This is a genomic window from Pedobacter sp. MR22-3, assembly GCF_026240075.1.
GTDB lineage: Bacteria > Bacteroidota > Bacteroidia > Sphingobacteriales > Sphingobacteriaceae > Pedobacter.
The window spans coordinates 104,329-122,464 of sequence record NZ_JAPIVF010000005.1 but is presented as its reverse complement, the minus strand read 5'-3'; the positions used below and the strand labels follow the sequence as shown (position 1 = coordinate 122,464).

The 18,136-nt window shown below is 37.2% G+C and carries 8 protein-coding genes; all 8 read right to left on the bottom strand.

Annotated elements, in window-relative coordinates:
• Nucleotide 1: 1 nt before the first annotated feature.
• A complete protein-coding gene (locus OQ267_RS13045) occupies nucleotides 2-775 on the bottom strand; it encodes a glycosyltransferase family 2 protein (protein WP_265836259.1) in 774 nt (257 codons plus the stop codon).
• 37 nt (nucleotides 776-812) lie between these two features.
• Nucleotides 813-1,502, bottom strand: a complete 690-nt coding sequence (locus OQ267_RS13040; protein ID WP_265836258.1) for a glycosyltransferase family 32 protein — start codon at nucleotides 1,500-1,502, stop codon at nucleotides 813-815.
• Between the two features lie 22 nt (nucleotides 1,503-1,524).
• Nucleotides 1,525-2,895 carry a condensation domain-containing protein gene (locus tag OQ267_RS13035; protein ID WP_265836257.1) on the bottom strand — a complete coding sequence of 457 codons (1,371 nt, stop codon included), beginning with the start codon at nucleotides 2,893-2,895 and terminating at the stop codon, nucleotides 1,525-1,527.
• Between the two features lie 37 nt (nucleotides 2,896-2,932).
• On the bottom strand, nucleotides 2,933-3,694 hold the full coding sequence (locus tag OQ267_RS13030) for an aspartate/glutamate racemase family protein (RefSeq protein ID WP_265836256.1): 762 nt from the start codon (nucleotides 3,692-3,694) through the stop codon (nucleotides 2,933-2,935).
• 54 nt (nucleotides 3,695-3,748) lie between these two features.
• A complete protein-coding gene (locus OQ267_RS13025) occupies nucleotides 3,749-5,218 on the bottom strand; it encodes a serine hydrolase domain-containing protein (protein WP_265836255.1) in 1,470 nt (489 codons plus the stop codon).
• 49 nt (nucleotides 5,219-5,267) lie between these two features.
• Nucleotides 5,268-10,259 carry a non-ribosomal peptide synthetase gene (locus tag OQ267_RS13020; RefSeq protein ID WP_265836254.1) on the bottom strand — a complete coding sequence of 1,664 codons (4,992 nt, stop codon included), beginning with the start codon at nucleotides 10,257-10,259 and terminating at the stop codon, nucleotides 5,268-5,270.
• Nucleotides 10,260-10,612: 353 nt separating this feature from the next.
• Nucleotides 10,613-13,552, bottom strand: a complete 2,940-nt coding sequence (locus tag OQ267_RS13015) for a cyclic peptide export ABC transporter (RefSeq protein WP_265836253.1) — start codon at nucleotides 13,550-13,552, stop codon at nucleotides 10,613-10,615.
• A 90-nt stretch (nucleotides 13,553-13,642) separates the two neighbouring features.
• Nucleotides 13,643-18,091, bottom strand: coding sequence for a type I polyketide synthase (locus OQ267_RS13010; protein WP_265836252.1), 4,449 nt, complete (start codon nucleotides 18,089-18,091; stop codon nucleotides 13,643-13,645).
• Between the last annotated feature and the right edge of the window lie 45 nt (nucleotides 18,092-18,136).

Sequence of the window (18,136 nt, the reverse complement as noted above, 5' to 3'; positions counted from 1 at the left end):
ATTAATCCAATAAAGTATAAGTGACATTATCACTTTTCACTATCAGGTAGTTGGACAAGAGAAGGGAAGCCTCAGAAATAGGAATTATTCCCTTAAGGATTTCACTTATGCATTCGGAATGCAAAAACAGTTCCTCACTCTGGTCAAAAATCTCATTAAAATGATTATATGCCCACGTATTACTGCCATGATAAACATAGATATAAAGACCTGCCATATCATTCATAAAAGTCAGACAATTTTTTTCTACCAGATAATCAATCAAACTCGTATCTTCTCCCCTGGCAACATTGTCATATCCTTTTTCAAGAATCAGGTCTTTTTTACACATGATACTACCCTCCCAATTCCTCACATTTGACTTAAAGGCCCGCCCACTTTTACCATCAAAAACAAGCCATTGAGTTAAGATAGCACCCGAAACTTTGGCCGCAATTATAGCTTCATATTGAGTGAGCAACCGCCCATTATGATACCAATCGTCGTCGTCCCACTGGCAAACATACAAACCGTCAGCCTCGTCGATGGCTGTATTACGCAATGTGCCTAGCGTTTCTTTTGGTGAGCCAGGTACTTTTACCACTTTTATACTTGCGGGAAGATTTTCTGTTTTTATAAATTCATAGGTAGCCGAATCATGATCCTCATAAAGAATGATGAGCTGTTTATTCGGATATGTCTGTGCCAGAAAGCAATTAATGGCCCTTTTTAATAACAATGGTTTTTGATAAGTCACGCATATACATGATACCAATGGCAAAAGATTACTATCCATAATAAGTTGATTTTAATAATGGTGTGGGATTATGATATTATTTCCACCAGCTACCCCAATAGCAGTGAATAGCATAAGCCGCTGATAATTTCTGATTAATACGTTGATCGGTGGTTTTAAGTCCCTCCATTCCATCCAGTTCTGTTTTAGTTAAAGGGTAAAGGTCTGAGGAATGTACGATTTTCACCTGCTTGCGAGAATAGCTCTGTGCCATGTATATTCTGGTTAACATAAATGGCCCGGTTGTTTCTAATACCATATCGTTCTTATCTTCATATCTGAGCGGTTGCCGATAAAGTTCCTTACATACCTCCCCTATAAATTCTGACTGAGGTGCGCTAGCCATTAGTGCATTGCTGATAATAAAATCTTTTTGGTGTGGAACCACATGCTCTTCATGTTCAAGTCCAAAAACCGAATCGCTGTCTTCTAGTAAAGGCATTATGTTCTTGAAGCAAAAAAAATCAAGATCGACATACAGCCCTCCTTTTTTGTTCAGTATGAAATAACGTATAGCATCTACCTTCTGTATATTAGATGGATACTGCCTATATATATCCAAAAAATCGGGATAATTTTCCCTAATAAATGCCTCATTCATTTCATCAGTCCAAAGATGGTATTCCCAATCAGGATGATGATTCTTCCATGAGTCTACGAATGGTTGAAAATGGGCGGGGATTTCATTATCTTTCCAGGTTTGATGAATTATTTTAGGAATTAACATCTTAGATATGCGGATAGGTTAATTAAAGATTATTTATGGTTATATTTGGATTAAGAATAATCTTATCTAACTGCAACAGATGTTTTTTAATAAGTTTATCAACAAAAGCAGCCGAATATAATGCTACATTATATTTCCATTGCATGAATAAGCCATCCTTGTATTCAGTTATGATACATGAAATACCATAAAATTCCGGATCATTAAGTATGGCATGGCTCTCCTTTGCAGTAATTTTTATCTTTTCCTTACTCGTCACCGATTTATTCATGAAATTAACATAAAGATCTGTCAACAGCCTTAATATGTTACCGTCGAGTTTCATCTCTACATGATCAAAAATCAAAGTACCAGCAGACTTCAAGAATTCTATATAAACAGCCTTGATAAAATCATTTGCCTGCATCTCGGGTTGAATTGGCTGCATCAGATATATCCCACCTCCTAGTCCACCGATAATTGACTGTGTAGCCTCCAGAAATCTATTTACCACTGGCATTGTCAACAAAATTTCACTTTTTCCAATCATGGAGTAAAAAAGAATTTGAAAGCTGGCATTCAATGCCGCCCCAATACTTACCCCTTCACTACGACAATACTGGTTTAGGGCCATATACTTTTGCCCATGTATATAACTATTACAGCATGCAGATTTCTGAGTATCCAACACATTTTTGATATTTTCAACACTACTATATATCTTTTCATTGTGATGCGTACCAATAGAAAGGTTAAGTAAAGGCTTATAATGCTGTATAAGTTTGTCTGGATTTGGCCTTAGACGAGATGAAAGCTTTTCTGACCAATAATTACTGGCAGATTCGCCATTTTCTTCAAACCAGCTGCGTTGCCAACTGGCATAATCTTTCAACTGCATTTCCAATGGGGGCAAATCGACCTTTTCTCCCTTTCTGAAAAGTTCATAAAACATTCCCAGTTCTTTATGAAGGATCATTTTAGACCACTCATCAGAGATAATGTGATGTATCATAAAGCATATTTGATACTTGATATCGGTTATTTTGAATATGGTGCAATACATCAGTGGAGGCTTACTCAAATTAGATAACTTCACTTTAGTCTCTTCCTTCACTTCATCTATATAATCTTCTGCAGAATGAAGTGCCGATATATCAAAATATACCGGCATAAATACATTACGGTCAAATGGTACAATGCACTGTTTGAGCGTATCTTCGATTTCCACAAAATAGGTCCTTAAACTCTCATGTCTGATGACCAGATACTCAATTGCATTGTTCAGCGCAGGTAAATCCAGGCCCACCAATGTCGTTTCCAAAATGATAACCTGATGATTAATATGAGTTGGATACATGGTGTAATAGATCCAGCTTTGTATTTGCTCACTGGTAGCGCCATAAAGTTTATCCATTCCTCTTTCCAGTATAATTAAGATTCGATAATCGTTGTCAATTTTCAGAAGTAACTTCTTTAATCAGTGCCTTGGCTAGGATCAACATCGAATCTATGATTATGATGTCATCAGCAAAATCATCTGCGGCCAATACGGATAGTTCTGTGCATCCCAATATGATTACGTCTGCTTTCCTATCTTTGAAGTATGCGATGGCTTTCCAATATAAAACCTTTGCATCCTCTGTAATAAAATTTGGATTTGCTTTTAAACCAATATTTGAATCATAGATTAACTTGTGAATAACCTCATTTTGAAAATCAACATCTGGGGTGATCACATTGAAAGCATGTTGCGATAACAAATTATTGTATAAATTAGACTTATAGCTCCCATTGGTATTCATCACACCAATAGTTCTAGCAGATTTGCAATTATCTATAATATACTTGCAGGTTTCAATTGGCATATGTAGCAGTTTGATTTTACTGCCCTTTTTTCCAAGTTCGGTTAGGATGACATCATAGATACCTGGCACATAAGAAGTGTTACATGCCATGCCAACAACTTTTGCCCCGGCCGATTCCAGTTTATGAATGATGTGAACAATATTTATTGCAGGGTTAACTATTGTCAAACCATCTAAAAATGATGTTCTATCTTCAATATGTTTAGGAAAAGACATCAGAACAACAGAAAAATGCTCCTGATCATATTTGGCTTTTGTCAGATTCAGAATATGATTAAACAAAGTTAATCCCGATTGAGGACCCATCCCCCCCACAATGCCTATAACTTTATCTTGTTCCAAATCCATTTTCAGACTTCCAATATTCATTCTTAACAAACATCATCTATACCTCTTCCTATTTTATTTTCCAGCCGGAATCTGGCTTTTTTTTCTGGCTTCATTGATATCGAAATCAATATCCCCATATTGAAAATTCAATTCTTTAGCCTTTTGAAAGTGGGCGTAAGCGGAAGAATATCTCTTATTTTTCATGTCAATAATCCCTAATAAATAATGACTAGTTGAAGATTTTGGGAATAATCTGATGTTTTTTGTCAATAAGTCAGTGGCTACACTATCGCTAACCTTCATAAATTCCTCGCCCAAATCATTAAGGGTGTTTTCATTAAGCTTTCCCTCATGTTCCAACTCATTTAATCTTGCCAGCATTACATTTAAACCACTTTCATTATAAAATTTCAAGAGGCTAATTGCATTACTTGGATATTGTTCAGAAAAATTGCCTAAAAACTTAGCTGCGACATCTAACTGAACTGTAGCATCATTAATGCTCATTGCTATGGATTTACCTCTGTCACTATTGGCCAACAGCACAAATCCTGTTTTATTTTTGGGCGAATAGAACATTAATCCGCGAAATCCGTCATTAGTTCCTCCGTGTGAAATTATCGTATCGTTTTTACTACTGATTATTTCAAAACCCGCAGCATAATAAACTGAAGGGTTATTTTCCTGTAAGCGGACAATAGGTCTTGTTACCTCATAAATCGTATGATTAGAAATATTTTTTTGGTTAAAAATCCCTATGATTAATTTCGCATAATCTGCTGAAGTCGTGTGATTCCCGGAAGCTGGCCTTGTTGACATATTTTTCCATTTTTCATAGGGCTTCCCAAATGCATTATGACCAATAGCATAGTTTTGAGGATTGCTTTTATAAGATGTGAATGTACGTTTTAAGCCTAGTGGTTTTATCACCATATCACTGATATAATCCTCATATGATTTATGTAAAATTAACTCTATCACCTGCGCTAAATATTGATAACCCTCACCTGAATAAACAAATCTTTCTCCTGGATTACTCATTAGCTCCAAGGTATCAGGATTGTGCATAAATTTCCAGTTTTCAATTCCTGAAGAATGGCTTAATACCATCCTCGCAGTAATACTTTTATAACGCAAATCATGTTCAAGCAGCTGATACTTAAGATAATTATATAATGGTTTATCTAAATCCAACCTGCCTTTATCAGCCAATTGATAGGCAACAAATGCAAGAAAGCTTTTAGATAGAGAACAAGCTTCAAAAATTGTTTCATTATTTATCTTACCTTCTGTACCGAGTTGCTTTACTCCATAGGAATTACTAAAAACTATTTTATCATTACTTATTATACTTAGAGAAACTCCCGGTATGCCTGTCTCTTTGATTAAAAAATCAACCTTTTTGTTTAAAGCATCGATATCAATAATTCTATTATTAACACCAAAAGACTTTTGAGCATATGTGTTGAAAGCAGAGATACCTATTGCTAAAGTTATAGCAAATTTCAAGCAGCTCAGAATAGGCTTAAATTGCTGTTTCATACGATAACTGTGATTATAAAACGGATAGATAAAGAACTCTAAAAAAGTATTATTCGAAAGAATTAATTATAGCAGACATCGCCGTAATTTCATCACTAGCCTCTTTAACTGCTCCTTCCGTGTCAGTTCCACCCTCATTTATAAATTTCACTAAAGAAGAAATTGATGAATATTGAAATATCTGTGGAACTGATATTTTCCAGTTAAATTCTTGATTTATTATCGTACTCAATCTTATTATTTTCAAAGAATTACCTCCTAATTCAAAGAAACTGCTATTCACACTAATCTGCGATTCATCTATACCCAGAATTTCTGACCAGATTCGCACTAATTTCTCTTCCAGAACACCCGAAGGGGTTTTAAAATAATCAATAGCCCTACTTTCGGGATCAGGTAAGGCCGAAATATCCACTTTACCATTTAAATTCAATGGAATTTTTTCGAGGTGAAAATAAATAGCAGGTATCATATAATGTGGGAGACATCCGTTTAAAAAATGGTTTAAGTTATCATCTTCAATTTCAGCATCTGATAAGTAATAAGCGACTAGATAAGCCTCTGCCCCCTTATGATAAGCCAAAACAATAGCTTCTGTTATTTCCTTATGATTTTGAAGATGAAACTCGATTTCTCCCAGTTCAATTCTAAATCCTCTTATTTTTAATTGTTTATCGGCTCTTTCTAAAAACATAAGATTTCCATCCGGAAGCCTTTTGGCAATATCTCCTGTTTTATACATTTTCTTTCCTGGCAGATATGGATTTGGAATAAATTTTTCATTTGTTAAATCCAAGCCTGATAAATAGCCCCTTGCAAGTCCATCACCAGACAGATACATTTCACCCTTACAACCCACAGGAACAGGCTTCAAATATTTATCAAGTAGATAAATTTGCGTATTTGCAATAGGTCTACCAATAGGAACTGTAAGGCCAGATTCAGCTGGATTAAAATCATGTATCATACATCCTATTGTTGCTTCAGTAGGGCCATATTCGTTAAAGATTTCAATCTTGCCATTATAAAGATCATAGATATATTTTGCTAATTGAAAATCAAAACCCTCTCCTCCAACAATCATTTTTTTCAATCGGTTTGCGCTTTCGGAAGGTCTGAAATTACTCTCTTTTATTACTTTTAAATGAGATGGGGTTAATTTGATGATATCAACTTTATTTTCGTTCATTACTTTGAGTACTGCCATCTCCTGATCATCCTCACCATAAATAACCAATCTATTTCCAGATAATAAAGGCATAAAAACAGAAGTCAATGTTAAATCAAAAGATAGGGATGTATAAAGTGGAAAAGCGAAGTCCTTATCTGTCGATTTTAGATAATGCTGAATAGCCCAGCTCAAATAATTTACCAAAGATTTATTTTCTATCATCACCCCTTTTGGTTTTCCGGTAGTACCAGAAGTAAAGATGACATAAGCAAGAGACTCGGGATGGTACGTGTTAAACTTTTCTGTTATTTGCTGTTGAGATAAGTTTTCTAATATCTGATCCAGATCAGCTACGATTGATTTCACAGGTCCAAATCCTTGAACAAACTGTTTCCGAGTGATTAAAACATGGATCCCTGAATCTTCAACAATGTTATTTATTCTGTCCTGCGGAGTGTTAATGTCTATTGGAACAAAACTGGCTCCCGATTTCAAAATTGCAAACATACAAATCACAACGTAAGCTTCGCGATCAAGCAGCAGTCCAACGAGGTCGCCTGCTTTGACCCCCTTTTCTTCCATTAGATAAACCGTCATTTTAGCTATATCCGAATGAAGTTCACGATAAGTATATACTTTCTGCTCATGCTGCAATGCAACACTATCTGGATTTTTTCTTACTTGTTCTTCAAACAACTCCGTGATTGTCTGCTCATGATAATAAAGAGATTCAGTAAGATTATATTGTTTCAAAAAATCATTTTCCTCTGCAGCTGAAAGTATATTAATTTCAGAGATAAGAACTGACGGATCAGCAATCACCTCTGAAACAATTCTTTTCAGGTATTCAGCGATCTTCGCAATGCTATCTTCATTAAAAAGCGCAGTTGAATATTCTATATTCAGGTATAGTTTCCCCTGCTGTTCCCTTACGATTAAAGAAAGATCAAACTTTGAAACATTGTGTTTTCTTTTATACGATTGTAAACGAAGTCCAGGAATCTTAAGATCAACATCCGTTGCATTTTCATATGCAAACATCACCTCGAATAACGGATTTCTACTTGTATCACGCACCAACGAAAGTTCGTCTAACAGCAGCTCTATCGGATACGATTGATTGTCAAAGCTGACAAGTGAATTTGATTTTACTTCTTCCAAAAACTCAAAGAATTTTTTTGTACCTGACGGATAATTGCGCAAAGGGAGTGTATTAACAAACATTCCAATAATACCTTCTAAATCAGGATGCTGACGACCAGACACGGGAACACCAATTATAATATCTTCCTGATTGCTTAACTTATTTAATAGAATATTATAAATAGAAAGAAGCACAACAAAAAGTGTAGTTCCTGCTTGATCCGCCATGGACTTTAATTGCACAGCTTGGTCCATTTTTAAATCTAACTCGAAGGATCCGCCTGAGCTGGTTTTTATTTTAGGCCTCGCATAATCAGTTGGCAATTCTAAGACAGAAGGTTCCGTGGCAAATTCTTTTAACCAGAATTCCTTCTGACTTAAAATTTCTTTCTGTTGATGTCCTTCTTCAAGCCAGGCCAAATAATCGCTATATTTCAGTCGGTCAGTTTCCAGAACCTCATTATTATATAAGGCCATAAAATCACTTATGAGTATTCCGTAAGAAAGACCATCTGTAACAATATGATGCATATCAACAATCAGAATATGATCTGTTTCAGATATAGTGACTATACCAACCCGAAGTAATGGACATTGACTCAAATCAAATGGGACACTAAACTTCCGAATAATTTCATCTACATCTTCTCCATTTGAAGTAAAATATTGAATATTAAATGACACATCCGACATTATCTCCTGAAAGTGATCAGCATCTTTTGTATAAAATCGTGTTCTTAAACTTTCATGCCGATGTATAAGTTCTACAAATACTTTTTGCAATTGACTCTTATTAAGTTCTCCTTCAAGTTTTAAGGCATGTAATAAATTATAAGCAAGTGAAGTTTTGTCAAATTGATGAAGAAGGTAAAGGCGCAACTGTGGTGAAGACAATTTATAGCGAGCCTTTTGTTCAGTTTTTTTTATGGGCAAAAATCCAGGCGACTTTAAACCCAAACTAGGAACAACCTTCATCAATTTAAGAATTAATTCAGCTTGTTTCCTAATAGTCATGTTTTTGAAAAAGTCGCCTAATGAAATCCTGACATTAAATGCTTTGAAGAGTTTTGTTATAAGCTTCATAACATTTAATGAATTCCCTCCAAGAACATTGAAATTATCATCAATGGATATTTGTTTATCTCCAATGATTTCCTTCCAAAGTGATAATATCTTATCCTCAAATTCATTTGTTGGCAAAATATAATCGCGGGACTCAAACTGAGCTGACAATCCTTGAAAATTAATTTTGCCATTGCTTAACAATGGGAATTCAGAAACAATTAGGATTCGTGAAGGGACCATATATGAGGGTAGCTGTTCTTCAAGAAAGGTTTGAATAATTTTAACATCCAGTCCCGGTTCGTTACAGATAACAAAAGCGATCAACAATTCATTATTTTGTTCTTGTAGATGTTTAATCACTACAGCATTTCTGACATATTCCGATTTGAAAAGCGTATTTTCGATTTCATCAAGCTCGATACGGATCCCTCTTAGCTTTACCTGACGGTCTTCCCGTCCAATAAGATCAATACCGCCTGAGATCAGTTTTCTGGCTTTATCACCTGTTTTAAATGCGCTGATCTCCTTTTCCGTTCCCGGATATAATGTTAAAAATTTTTCTTGATTCGATTCAGGTGCATTTAGATATCCTTTTGTCAGAAACTCCGTGGCAATATAAAGATCGCCCGGAACCAGTACAGGACATACTTCAAAGTCTTTATTTAAAATCAACAAATTAGTATCCCAAATAGGGTCGCCAATAGAAATTTTATCTTGATTTACATCCTCTGGTTTTATCCTATAATAAGATCTGATCATTGTTGTTTCAGTAGTTCCGTAAAGGTTAACCAACTGTACATCTGCACCAAATATCTTATACCAGTTTTTAAGCTCCAATGGATTAATTTTTTCTCCTGAGAGCAACACATAGTTTAAATTTCTGAAGAGATCACGGGTTACAAATTCCTGGTTAATTAACCGGAAAAAACTCGGAACACAATGAATCAGATTAATCGCTGAAGTGTCTATCCAATTGATAATTTTTTCTGAATTGATATAATTGTCCTCATCAGGAGCAATGCAAATCGTACCTCCAACTAATAACGGAACAAATACATCCCGCAAAAAGGCATCAAAATAAGGGCTTATAAGCTGACTAATCCTATAATTACTGGTGATGTTAAACGTTTCTATTTCCCACAAAAGAAAATGCAATAAACTTTTATTCTTACCCAGTATTGCCTTTGGTTTTCCAGTAGATCCAGAAGTAAAATATACATAAAGGCCATCATTGGCATCGAAAGTAGGATAAATAGGCCTTGAATTATCTTGATCTTCCAACAAATCATCCAAGATCAGCATATCAGCAGATAAGTCGTTCAAACTGCCATCAGTATAATATGAACGTTCGGAAAGGATATAGTTAAAATTTAGATCCTTTAGCATACTAAACAGCCTAACATCCGGTAATGAACTGTCAATCGGAACAAATACACACCTTGCATTTGCAATACCAATCATAGCGCAAATAATATCAATCCTACGATGCAATTTTATACCAACTAGAGTTTCAGGTAATATTCCCCGGCGCAACAAAGAACGTGTTATCTTATCTGCCCTCAACAACAGATTTGAATATGATATTGCTGATTCAGTAGATTCTATAGCAATTTTATTGCCATGGGTTTCCAGGCTTTGAATTAATTTACTTTGGAAAATCATATACAAAATTGTAACGTGAAAAAATAATTATAGGTAGTGCATATAATAAAAAACAAGATGTGGAAGACACATCAGATCGTATTGAAGAATATTTAAACTATGGGAAAATTAAAATCAGTTTTCAGAAATTCTCTGGGTGAAGAAAAATTATGGATAATTTATAAAGCTTAGCATAGCTTCGCTGAATGTAGTCACAAAAACCACATATCATATTATTTATCTTAGCAAGCTTTGGAAGTTGCTTTTCCTTTGTGCAAGATAGATTTACAAGATTGAATAATCTCAGAAAAGAGGTAACATTTAAGTTACAACATGATAAATTGGAAATGCAAATTTAAGAACTATGATTCTTTCTAAGAATAATGAACCAATTTACCTTGATTCATCTCGAAAACCCGATCAGCAATATCAAAGTAATTGTCATCGTGGGTAATCGCTATAATTATTTTTCCTGCCGCTTTCATTTCAGGCAATATCGTTTTATAAAAAAAATTTCTATAGGTAGGGTCTTGATCTGCGGCCCATTCGTCAAATAGATAAATTGGGCTATCTTCTAAATAACATTGTAACAATGCTAAACGCTTAATCTGTCCCTGGGATAAATTTATGGTACTATATCTGTTTCCCATTAAAGAAACCTTATCCTCTAATTTTAAAACTTTCAGGTATTTTTCAATATCCTTTTCTTTATTTTTTATTTCGAGATCGTAAAGCTTGTCAAAAATATGAAGCGGGCTAAAAACGGTTGAGAAAAATTCCCCGATCTGATGCGACTTTACAGGCAAGCCATTGATTAGAATATTCCCATCTTCATAATTATAAAGTCCTGTGATTAACTTAGCAAAAGTTGATTTTCCACTTCCATTTGCTCCGACGATAAAAATAATTTCCCCTCTTTCTATATTCAGATCAATTGGACCGATATTAAATTTATCTTCGTAATTATCGTATTGGAAACTTAAATTCCTTATAGATAAACGCTCTACATCCTTACAATTAAAAGATTCGTCCTTCTCATTATTTAAGTTACCTGGTATCTCCGCTAAAAGATCCTGGATTCTCTTCCATGAAATTTTAATTTGAATGATTGCTGGTATTGAACCCAGAATTGAATTAATCGGTCCGATCAAGTATAAAAGAATAATAACAAAGGAAACAAGGGTATAGATTTCAACATCCGGAAACATTTTAGGGATTGCAAAAACAATCATTCCCAACAAAATAATCAATAACGATTCACCAATTAAAAAAGCATGTACAAATGCAATGTTTGCCTTTGAAATCTTATTTTTATACTGAAGTGCTATCTGCTCAATATCTACCTGGTATAAAAATTTTTTCTGAATTTTCAGACTTAATTCCTTGAAACCTTCAATCATACCATTAAGTATCCGGACAAAATCATTTTTTGAGTCCCTAGCTTCTTGAAAATACACATTAGTCCCTTTACCAACAAAATAATAAAGCAGTGCAATTATAATGATGATGCTAAATGTGATTATGGTAATCCAGAATGAAATAAAGCCCAGATATATAAATGCAACTATTGTAGTAACAATACTTGTAATCAATAAGACAAAACTGTTAGATGCATCTCCAATGGTTTCAACATCATCATTAATTGAGGTATATAATCTGGATTTATCTATCTTTTCAAACTTTTGATATGAGGTAGATAATACTTTTTCGATCAGACTTATCCTAAGGTCATATACCATCGTTCTGCTTAACTGAATAAGATTAACCTGAACAAACTTCCTACTGAATATGTAAATACATAAAGTTAAACAGTAATAAAAAACCAGGTACTTTAATTCAACTGTACTCCCTAAAGAAGAAGTGATGAGCATAATTACAATCATATTGGCAAATCCCGACAAGATACTCAATGAAACCAACTGGGGCAATACTTGCTTAAGTTTATGTTTTATAGGAAATAATATTGTAATCAGGTAAACAATATAAGTTAGACTAACTGCAACTATAATGGATAAAATTAGTATCTCAAAACTTTGAGGTGTCCAGACCAGTACAGATTCCCAATTGAAATTAGCCATTGCAGCTGGCAAAATATAAACACCATATGCAAACGGAAGGATATAAATCAATCCTTTCGTTATCTTTTTAAATTTAATGGCATTTAAGGCATCGAAACTACGTTTCTTTCCAATAAGCTCATAAATTACCATGAATAAATAACCAACCAGAATTAAAATATACACTCCAACAATTATTGAGGCCATGGAATACAGGTTATCTCCCCTGTCTCCCACTTGATCTTTACGTTCTATTTTCTCGCCAGATAATATTTTCATCACATTCCTGGCTATGACGGGAGTTGCTGTACTATTTGAGTTTGCCAGAACAGCTACGCCAATAGACCTTTCGGGTCTCATCAACAGATAAGAAGTAAAATTAGGGTTTACTCCTCCATGATAAATTTCTCCTTTTCCATCTAATGAAACCTCCCAGCCCATCGCATAGGAAGCCATCCCATGTAAAGGTACCGTTTTGTCCCTTTCATGCGAAAGCTGTATGAGCTCGGCAAACTCAGTTGGAGACAAATTCAATTGAAATTTCAACCATTTTGTGAGGTCCAAAGCATTAGTAATCACATAACCGGCAGCATTATTTCCTTTAAAAATTGGCGCAGTATAATCCCTTGCTTCAAAAAAACCTATCTTATATCCTTTAGACATCTTTTGTACATCCCTATGTTTACCTAAGGACGTATCATATAGCTGAAGTGGCGTAAAAACTTCTTTTTCCATAAAGGTCTCAAATGGAGTGTCCGCCACTTTTTGAATCACCAATGCCAGAATATCATAATTTACAGTCGCATATTCATATAATTCCCCGGGAGGCTGCTTTAGCGCTGTATGATTAAGTTTCATGACTGTATGAACCAATGCGTCTTTTGAATCGTCCTGTGGAATAGAGGAAATGGTATACCATGGTATACCACTTGTGTGGTGAAGTAATTGATTAAGGCTTACCTCTACAGCTTTCCCTTTATATTTCAGCTGAAACCAGGGCAGATATTTTGTAACTTTATCCTCTAAACTAATAAGCCCTTTCTTTTTCAATTTTAAAAGCCCAAGTGCAGTAAAAGCCTTACTGGTAGAACCGAGTTCAAATAATGTTGCCGGTGCTACCTTTATCCGCTTTTCCAGATCCGAATATCCATAGGATTTAATGGAAACTCTATCTTTAACAATGTAAACGAGACTTAATCCAGGTATATTATTTTTCTTCATCAGGCCAATAACCTCAGCATCAATTGACCTGGACATAACCTTCTTTTGCGCCGCCTTAGAATAGCCACTAAAGTGACACATTAGTAATAATAAGATGAAGCAACATTTTGTTGATACTGTTCTCATTTAAATATTATTTTTATTTTCCATAATCCATTGAGACATAAGATCAATAGTATTTAGTTCAAAAAATTTCTCAAAGGAGAGTTCCATATTAAATTCGCTCTTTATAGATGCAGATAACCTCATTGCGGATAAAGAATGTCCTCCCAGGTCGTAAAAATTATCATGAAGTCCGATGATGTCATTACCTAATATTTTAATCCAGATTTTCCTGAGTGCAAGCTGCGTTTCATTGAGGGACGAATTTTCTTCTTCCGGCATTGCAGATGTTGGCTTAACAGACAGTGGCTTTGTTGTTAACTCATCGTTCATTCCATATACCCATTTGTCCAGCCGCTCATTTAAAGCTGTAGTAGACACAACTACCTGTGGCAATCCGGTCTGCAGTGCTGCCGCCAGTGTCCCCAGAAGTTCCGACCGGTTAATCGATAAGCTATGTTCATTCTCCAGATCTATGCCATCCAGGTTTACGCTAACCCAGTTCTTCAACCTCCCCTGTGATCGTTGCTCATTAATATAATGGTCCATAAAAGCATTGGCTGAACCATAAGCTCCGAAACCAACTCCGCCCAAAACTGCAGACAGTGAAGAAGTCAGGATACAAAAATCCAGTGCCTTCTCCCCAAATACTTTTGCCAACACTGCCAAGCCACTTACCTTGGGTGCAAACTGCTGTTCATAATCCGAACGCTTCAGATCACTGACCGCATTCACAGAGCTTCCCCCAACAATACCTGCCGCATGGATCACACCATTGATCTGTCCAAACTCCCCTTCGGCCTCGTTCACTATCTTTTCAAAGGCAGACAGGTTCTCTATCTCACAGGACAGATAAACCACATCCCCTCTTTGTTCCAGTTCCTGTAAACGAATCAGCTTTTCCTTTATACGACGCTCTGTTCCAACTGCAGAAAGCACAGATCCCCATTGCTCCCGTTCCGGTAAAATCGTACGGCCTACAAGAATTACCCTGCAATTCAATTGCTCCAGCAGCTCAAGCCCTAGCTGGTAACCTGCTGCTCCCAATCCGCCGGTAATCAGGTAAACCGATCCTGATTTAAAAACACCTACTGAGTTTCCCAGCACTGAAATACGATCATAATGCTGCTCCCAGCGTCGCCCATGACGTAACGAAATCACTTTCCCCTGTTCGGCAAACCGCGTCTCTGTATATAATAAGCTACCCCCCATATCTTTTAAGCTGATATCAATATGGCTGGTCAGCAAAGATGGATACTCCTGAGAAAGAACTTTTAACAATGCGGGCGACAAGGATTTCTCCGAAAAACCATCCAAAGGATCCAGTACTTCATGAAGCCCGCTGGTCAGCAGCAACACGGCCTTTCCAGACAAACCCTGATGTTCCTGTAAAGATTTGCAAAGCTCGGCCAGACTGTAAAAATAATCATTGCTGACCTCCTCCTCACAGCTGTCCGAACTGATCCCCCAGCCATGAATCACACGACCAGGAAACAGTCCCAGAACAGTCAGACGCTGCATCAGTTGTGCATAGTCATCCCCTGATCCTGACCGCAGTTCAAAATGCAAAGCATCATGCTGTTTATAATTTTCTCCTGAATACACCAGGATCACTTCATCTCCATCATTTCTATAATCTCCAGCCAGGGCTTCACAAACACCCAGCTGATCTGCAAAAATCAATACCGTCTGCTGATTCCCGCCGGCAACCTCCTCCTTAGCTAAGGAAAGTTTCCAGCCCGGATGGTATAACCAATCGCTTATCTGAGCCTGTTTCACCACCTTCTTTTCCCCGATCAGATCAGAAATCATCTTAAAGGAATTCACATGCACCGGATAACGCCGCTGATCAAAGCTATAACCAGGAAGCGGAACACGGCGCCGTTTCTCCCCGGAATAATAACCTGACCAGTTAACACTCAGACCAAACTCCCATAACTTACCCATACCTGTCCGTAAATCATCAGGAAAGCCTTGTTTTGATCCCCCATAACCGGATAAACTGATCACTTTATGTCGATCTCCGTTACGCATGTAATTTGTCATAACCAGCGTACTCAGGGCTTTCCCGGGCCCTACCTCCAACAGGATACAGTCTTTGCTCAACAGAACACTTTCTATTCCCATAGAAAAGTTTACCGTTTCACGAAGGTGCTTTACCCAGTAATCCCCATGACCAACCTCCTGATCACTCACCACCTTACCCGTCAGGTTGGAAATAAAAGGGAGACTAAGACGCCCGTAACTAACCGAACCTGCAACGTCTGCAAATTCATCCAGAATCACATCCATCATATGGGAATGAAAAGCATGAGAAGTACGAAGCACTTTGCTTCGGTAACCCAAACTTTCCAGTTCCTGTTGGAACTCCAGAACAATTGCTCCTTCACCCGAAACTACACATAACTCCGTGCTGTTAATTGCCGCAAGGCTTAAACCCGGGCGGCTTTTCAGTAATAACACCAGCTCCCCTGAAGAGATCGAAATGCTCAACATCAGTCCGGCAGAAACTTTCTGCATCAGTTCCCCTCTTTTGATCACCAGCGATAATGCGTCTTCCAGACTAAACAAACCGCTCAGACAGGCCGCCACATATTCCCCGATGCTATGCCCGATCATCAGGTCCGGTTGAATGCCCCATTGCTTTAGCAATTGAACCAGGCTATATTCTATTACAAATAAAGCCGGTTGCGTGTATTCGGTCTGCTCCAGAAGCCCAACGCAGGAAGTATCCTCTCCATCAGGAAAAATTACTGCACCCAGGTCCTTGCCACTCAACCGCTGAACGATAGAAAAGCAATGCTCAACAGACTCCCGGAATACCAGTTCCTGGTCATACAATTCTCGGAACATATTAACATATTGGGATCCTTGTCCCGAAAACATAAACACCAGCGTGGGACACCACTTCTCCTCTAAACGGGAATAACCTGAAACAGTGGCTTCAGTTAACCCGGCGATTGCCTCAGAAAGATTGCGACAAACCACCGACTTACGATAGCCAAAAGAACAACGCCCGGTTTGAAGCGTATAAGCAACATCAGCAAGTGACAAATCCGGATGGCTTTCCAGATGTGTCTTTAACCTGGTAAGATTACCCAGGAGTGCTGTAGGGCTTTTCGCCGAAACCGGCAATAAAAAGCTTCCACGTCCTGAAGAACCTGGCTCTTCAGCAGGGGCCTCTTCCAGAATCAGGTGTGCATTGGTCCCTCCTATTCCAAAAGAACTCACGCCGGCACGCAAAGGGTAACCCTCATGTTTCCATTCCTTTAATTCAGTGTTTACATAAAACGGGCTCTGATCAAAATTGATCTTTGGATTGGCCGCTTTATAATGAAGACTGGGAGGCAGCTGGCGGTGTTTCAGAGACAGGACTGTCTTGATCAGCCCTGCCACACCAGCCGCGGCATCGAGATGGCCAATATTGCTCTTTACTGAACCCAGGCCACAATAAGCCACATCACTCTTCCCAAAAGCGAGGTTCAGTGCCTCTATTTCAATCGGGTCTCCAAGAATGGTCCCGGTACCATGAGCTTCCACATAACTGATGCTTTCCGGTTCTATTTTTGACCATTTGTGGGCCGTCAGAATTGAAACAAGCTGACCATCAACTGATGGTGCTGTAAAGCCGACTTTACTATTTCCATCATTATTGACTCCCGAGCCTTTAATAATCGCATAGATATGATCGTTATCCTTAATTGCATTTTTTAATGTTTTCAAAACGACAACACCAGCTCCTTCACCACTTACCGTACCGGCGGCATCTTTATCAAAAACACGGCAATGACCGTCTGGTGAACTGATCATTCCTTTCTCGTACAGATATCCCGTTTTTGAATAATTATTCACTGTAATTCCTCCGGCTACCGCCATCGAGCATTCCCCCAGCAAAAGACTTTTACATGCCTGATGAACAGCAACCAGTGAAGTAGAACATGCTGAGTCAATATAAATCGAAGGTCCTCTGAGATTTAATGTATAAGAGACTTTGGTGGCAAGAAATCTTGCATTCCTTAGCTGACTGGCAGTAAAATGATCAACTAAACCTTTTTCATTTAAAAAATGGGTATATACCTCCCAATTTAAATTTGAAGAGGAACCGGCAAACAATCCTATTTTCAGGTCTGCGTCTGCCACATTATATCCTGCATCTTCAATGGCATCCCATACACATTCATGAAAAATACGGGTCTGAGGATCCATGAGAATTGACTCATTCGGTGAGTATGAAAAAAAACCGGAATCAAAACAATCTTTATTGTGAATATATGCTGAGGCATTTACATAAGCAGGATCATTGATCCTATCCAGACTTTCATTTTCAGCTAACATTTCTTCAGTAGAAAGAGGAACTATTGATTCCACGCCATTTTTTAAATTGAGCCAAAAAGCATCTTTATCATCGGCACCAGGAAATTTACCTGACATACCAATAATTGCTATTTCCAATCCGGAGTATGATGGTTTCATTAAAATTTTAGTTAAAATATTTTCTATGAAAAGAAAAAATGTAGT